The following is a 5,756-nucleotide window of genomic DNA, read 5'->3' as shown; positions in this document are numbered from 1 at the left end:
TGCCTCGGCGCGTGCCTTGGTCGCGACTGACGTCGCTGCTACGGTGGAATCAGGCGCCCGGTTAAATCGATGGCGCAAAGAAAAACGCCGCAACCTGTGGGTTGCGGCGTTTTAGGGTAAAGCCCCTGGCGATGACCTACTCTTGCATGGCTTAGGCCACACTACCATCGGCGCATGTGCGTTTCACTTCCGAGTTCGGGATGGGATCGGGTGGTGCCACACAGCTATTATCACCAGGGAGAGGGTGGAGGGTCGCAGGCTTCGGTGGATTGAAGTAGCGCGCACGCTCTCGTTGGGTTGCTTCAAACGGGATGGTCTCCGTCATCGGCGAATAAGTTGGAATGTAGCGAGTCAGTGTTGGTTTGGAATATCGACGCGTCGTCGAGTCCAAGGCCACTTGAGGTTATATGGTCAAGCCACACGGATCATTAGTACAGGTTAGCTCAATGCGTTGCCGCACTTACACACCCTGCCTATCAACCACCTAGTCTTGATGGTTCCTTTAGGGGACTTAAAGTCCCGGGAGATCTCATCTTGAGGCGCGCTTCCCGCTTAGATGCTTTCAGCGGTTATCGCTTCCGAACATAGCTACCCGGCAGTGCCACTGGCGTGACAACCGGAACACCAGAGGTTCGTCCACTCCGGTCCTCTCGTACTAGGAGCAGCCCCTCTCAAATCTCCAACGCCCACGACAGATAGGGACCGAACTGTCTCACGACGTTCTGAACCCAGCTCGCGTACCACTTTAAATGGCGAACAGCCATACCCTTGGGACCGACTACAGCCCCAGGATGTGATGAGCCGACATCGAGGTGCCAAACACCGCCGTCGATATGAACTCTTGGGCGGTATCAGCCTGTTATCCCCGGAGTACCTTTTATCCGTTGAGCGATGGCCCTTCCATACAGAACCACCGGATCACTAAGACCTACTTTCGTACCTGCTTGATCCGTCGATCTTGCAGTCAAGCACGCTTATGCCTTTGCACACAGTGCGCGATGTCCGACCGCGCTGAGCGTACCTTCGTGCTCCTCCGTTACACTTTGGGAGGAGACCGCCCCAGTCAAACTACCCACCATACACGGTCCCCGACCCGGATTACGGGCCTAGGTTAGAACGTCAAGCACGACAGGGTGGTATTTCAAGGATGGCTCCACCACAGCTAGCGCCATGGTTTCATAGCCTCCCACCTATCCTACACAGACGAACTCAACGTTCAGTGTAAAGCTATAGTAAAGGTTCACGGGGTCTTTCCGTCTTGCCGCGGGAACGCTGCATCTTCACAGCGATTTCAATTTCACTGAGTCTCGGGTGGAGACAGCGCCGCTGTCGTTACGCCATTCGTGCAGGTCGGAACTTACCCGACAAGGAATTTCGCTACCTTAGGACCGTTATAGTTACGGCCGCCGTTTACTGGGGCTTCGATCAAGAGCTTCGCCTTGCGGCTGACCCCATCAATTAACCTTCCAGCACCGGGCAGGCGTCACACCCTATACGTCCACTTTCGTGTTTGCAGAGTGCTGTGTTTTTGATAAACAGTCGCAGCGGCCTGGTCACTGCGGCCCCTCCCAGCTATTCACCAGAAAGGGCGCACCTTCTCCCGAAGTTACGGTGCTATTTTGCCTAGTTCCTTCACCCGAGTTCTCTCAAGCGCCTGAGAATTCTCATCCTGCCCACCTGTGTCGGTTTACGGTACGGTCTGCGTAAGCTGAAGCTTAGGAGCTTTTCCTGGAAGCGTGATATCAGCAGCCTAGTCCAAAAGGACCGGTCCTTAGTCTCAACGTTGCCCCCCCGGATTTGCCTAAGGGGACCGCCTCAACTCTCTCACCAGGACAACCAACGCCTGGCCTGCTTAACCTTCTCCGTCCCTCCATCGCACTTACGCGAGGTGCAGGAATATTAACCTGCTTCCCATCGACTACGCATTTCTGCCTCGCCTTAGGGGCCGACTCACCCTGCGTCGATTAACGTTGCGCAAGGAAACCTTGGGCTTTCGGCGTGCGGGCTTTTCACCCGCATTATCGTTACTCATGTCAGCATTCGCACTTCCGATACCTCCAGCGGACTTCTCAATCCACCTTCAACGGCTTACGGAACGCTCCTCTACCGCGCATCACGAAGTGATGCACCCCAAGCTTCGGTTTATCGCTTAGCCCCGTTAAATCTTCCGCGCAGACCGACTCGACCAGTGAGCTATTACGCTTTCTTTAAAGGGTGGCTGCTTCTAAGCCAACCTCCTGGCTGTCTGTGCCTTTCCACATCGTTCACCACTTAGCGATAAATTTGGGACCTTAGCTGTGGGTCTGGGTTGTTTCCCTTTTCACGACGGACGTTAGCACCCGCCGTGTGTCTCCCGGATAGTACGTACTGGTATTCGGAGTTTGCCATGGTTTGGTAAGTCGCAATGACCCCCTAGCCATAACAGTGCTCTACCCCCAGTAGTATTCGTCCGAGGCGCTACCTAAATAGCTTTCGAGGAGAACCAGCTATCTCCGGGTTCGATTAGCTTTTCACTCCTAATCACACCTCATCCCCTACCTTTGCAACGGGAGTGGGTTCGGGCCTCCAGTTGATGTTACTCAACCTTCACCCTGGGCATGACTAGATCACCCGGTTTCGGGTCTACTGCCCGCGACTATGCGCCCTTATCAGACTCGGTTTCCCTTCGCCTCCCCTATACGGTTAAGCTTGCCACGAACAGTAAGTCGCTGACCCATTATACAAAAGGTACGCAGTCACTCCTTGCGGAGCTCCTACTGCTTGTACGCACACGGTTTCAGGGTCTATTTCACTCCCTTCACCAGGGTTCTTTTCGCCTTTCCCTCACGGTACTGGTTCACTATCGGTCGGTCAGGAGTATTTAGCCTTGGAGGATGGTCCCCCCATGTTCAGACAGGGTTTCTCGTGCCCCGCCCTACTCGATTTCATCGCATCAGCCCCTTCGCATACAGGGCTGTCACCTTCTATGGCCGAGCTTTCCAACTCGTTTTGCTGAAGCTGATGCAACTTAAGGGCTAGTCCCCGTTCGCTCGTCACTACTTAGGGAATCTCGGTTGATTTCTTTTCCTCCGGGTACTTAGATATTTCAGTTCTCCGGGTTCGCTTCCAACAGCTATGTATTCACTGCAGGATACCTATTGCTAGGTGGGTTTCCCCATTCGGACATCGCGGGATCAATGCTTATTGCCAGCTCCCCCGCGCTTTTCGCAGGCTGTCACGTCCTTCATCGCCTCTGACCGCCAAGGCATCCACCGTGTGCGCTTATTCGCTTGACCATATAACCCCAAGTCGCCTCAGGATTATCGATTCACGAACAAATCAACAACTTCAAATGTTAGGGCCTCTTGGGCCCCGCCTTAGCCTCACGACACGTCTGGACATTCCGTCTCAAAACGCTCGCTACATTCCAGTTTTTCAAAGAACACTTCAAAGGCTTCAGCGCCTTCGAAGTTTCAAATCTTTATGTGTGCGCAGTTCAGAGTTTGTCTCGCTCCAGCTTTCGCCAGGGTGGTGGGTCTGGGAGGACTCGAACCACCGGCCTCACCCTTATCAGGGGTGCGCTCTAACCACCTGAGCTACAGACCCAATTCGTCCATCGAGGACTACTTACTGGCTAGGTGGTGGAGCTTGTCGGGATCGAACCGACGACCCCCTGCTTGCAAAGCAGGTGCTCTCCCAGCTGAGCTAAAGCCCCATCGAAACGGGACGACTCCTCGATCACCCCAAGGCGATCGGGAACTCTGAAATGCAGGTCACTTGTGCGGACGTCTGGACAGGCAATTAACTGTCTTTTTGTCTCTAAAGGAGGTGATCCAGCCGCACCTTCCGATACGGCTACCTTGTTACGACTTCACCCCAGTCATCGGCCACACCGTGGCAAGCGCCCTCCCGAAGGTTAAGCTACCTGCTTCTGGTGCAACAAACTCCCATGGTGTGACGGGCGGTGTGTACAAGGCCCGGGAACGTATTCACCGCAGCAATGCTGATCTGCGATTACTAGCGATTCCGACTTCACGGAGTCGAGTTGCAGACTCCGATCCGGACTGAGATAGGGTTTCTGGGATTGGCTTGCCCTCGCGGGTTTGCAGCCCTCTGTCCCTACCATTGTAGTACGTGTGTAGCCCTGGTCGTAAGGGCCATGATGACTTGACGTCATCCCCACCTTCCTCCGGTTTGTCACCGGCGGTCTCCTTAGAGTTCCCACCATTACGTGCTGGCAACTAAGGACAAGGGTTGCGCTCGTTGCGGGACTTAACCCAACATCTCACGACACGAGCTGACGACAGCCATGCAGCACCTGTCTCACGGTTCCCGAAGGCACCAATCCATCTCTGGAAAGTTCCGTGGATGTCAAGACCAGGTAAGGTTCTTCGCGTTGCATCGAATTAAACCACATACTCCACCGCTTGTGCGGGCCCCCGTCAATTCCTTTGAGTTTCAGTCTTGCGACCGTACTTCCCAGGCGGCGAACTTAACGCGTTAGCTTCGATACTGAGAGCCAAGTTGCTCCCAACATCCAGTTCGCATCGTTTAGGGCGTGGACTACCAGGGTATCTAATCCTGTTTGCTCCCCACGCTTTCGTGCCTCAGTGTCAGTGCTGGTCCAGGTAGTCGCCTTCGCCACAGATGTTCCTCCCGATATCTACGCATTTCACTGCTACACCGGGAATTCCACTACCCTCTACCGCACTCTAGTAAGCCAGTTTCCAATGCCATTCCCAGGTTGAGCCCAGGGCTTTCACATCAGACTTAACAAACCACCTACGCACGCTTTACGCCCAGTAATTCCGAGTAACGCTTGCACCCTTCGTATTACCGCGGCTGCTGGCACGAAGTTAGCCGGTGCTTATTCTTCCGGTACCGTCATGACCTCGGGGTATTAACCCGAAGCTTTTCTTTCCGGACAAAAGTGCTTTACAACCCGAAGGCCTTCTTCACACACGCGGCATGGCTGGATCAGGCTTGCGCCCATTGTCCAATATTCCCCACTGCTGCCTCCCGTAGGAGTCTGGACCGTGTCTCAGTTCCAGTGTGGCTGATCATCCTCTCAGACCAGCTACGGATCGTCGCCTTGGTGGGCCTTTACCCCGCCAACTAGCTAATCCGACGTCGGCTCATCTATCTGCGCGAAGCCCGAAGGTCCTCCGCTTTCACCCGTAGGTCGTATGCGGTATTAGCGTAAGTTTCCCTACGTTATCCCCCACAAATAGGCAGATTCCGACGTTTTCCTCACCCGTCCGCCACTCGCCACCCAAGGAGCAAGCTCCTCTGTGCTGCCGTTCGACTTGCATGTGTTAGGCCTGCCGCCAGCGTTCACTCTGAGCCAGGATCAAACTCTTCACTTAAATGTTTCGACTCCAGCCTTGCGGCCTTCATCAATGCTTTGAGTGCAGACTTCGCCCCAGGCCCTCATTACTCAATTACTCGCATTTGCATGCTTTCTTCAATCATTTGGACTCTGTTACGAACGTCTGCAAGATGGACAATCATCCACCCGCCAGACGCCCGCACAAGTCACCTGCGCACACTGTCAAAGATCTTCGAAACCGGCCTCAGCGCCTTGTTTCGTGCTCGCCACCAAAGTGGCCGAGCGAGCCGCACACTATACAGCAGTTTTCGTGAACGTCAACACCTGTCCGCGAACTTCTTGCTGCTCCCCGACTCGCCTTCCGCTTCGTTTTTCCGAAGCCTCCGTCTCACCGGGCCGCGCATCTTACAGCATGTTTCCGACTCGTCAACACTCATCGAAACCGCCG

The 5,756-nt window shown here is 54.6% G+C and carries 2 tRNA genes and 3 rRNA genes; all 5 read right to left on the bottom strand.

Annotated elements, in window-relative coordinates:
- Positions 1-123: 123 nt before the first annotated feature.
- The 5 genes from rrf to AC6CH2_RS22440 all read right to left on the bottom strand — a co-directional run bounded on the left by rrf (position 124) and on the right by AC6CH2_RS22440 (position 5,345).
- Positions 124-238: ribosomal RNA gene (gene rrf / locus AC6CH2_RS22460) — 5S ribosomal RNA — on the bottom strand.
- A gap of 169 nt (positions 239-407) precedes the next feature.
- Positions 408-3,275, bottom strand: a 23S ribosomal RNA gene (locus AC6CH2_RS22455).
- Between the two features lie 233 nt (positions 3,276-3,508).
- A tRNA-Ile gene (locus tag AC6CH2_RS22450) sits at positions 3,509-3,585 on the bottom strand.
- Between the two features lie 33 nt (positions 3,586-3,618).
- Positions 3,619-3,694, bottom strand: a tRNA-Ala gene (locus AC6CH2_RS22445).
- A gap of 106 nt (positions 3,695-3,800) precedes the next feature.
- A 16S ribosomal RNA gene (locus AC6CH2_RS22440) occupies positions 3,801-5,345 on the bottom strand.
- Together the 16S, 23S and 5S rRNA genes with 2 tRNA genes alongside form the textbook arrangement of a ribosomal RNA operon.
- Positions 5,346-5,756: the final 411 nt, after the last annotated feature.

Source organism: Lysobacter sp. GQ73, assembly GCF_059758755.1.
Note: the sequence above shows the minus strand (reverse complement) of the source record. Positions and strands in the feature narration are given on the sequence as shown.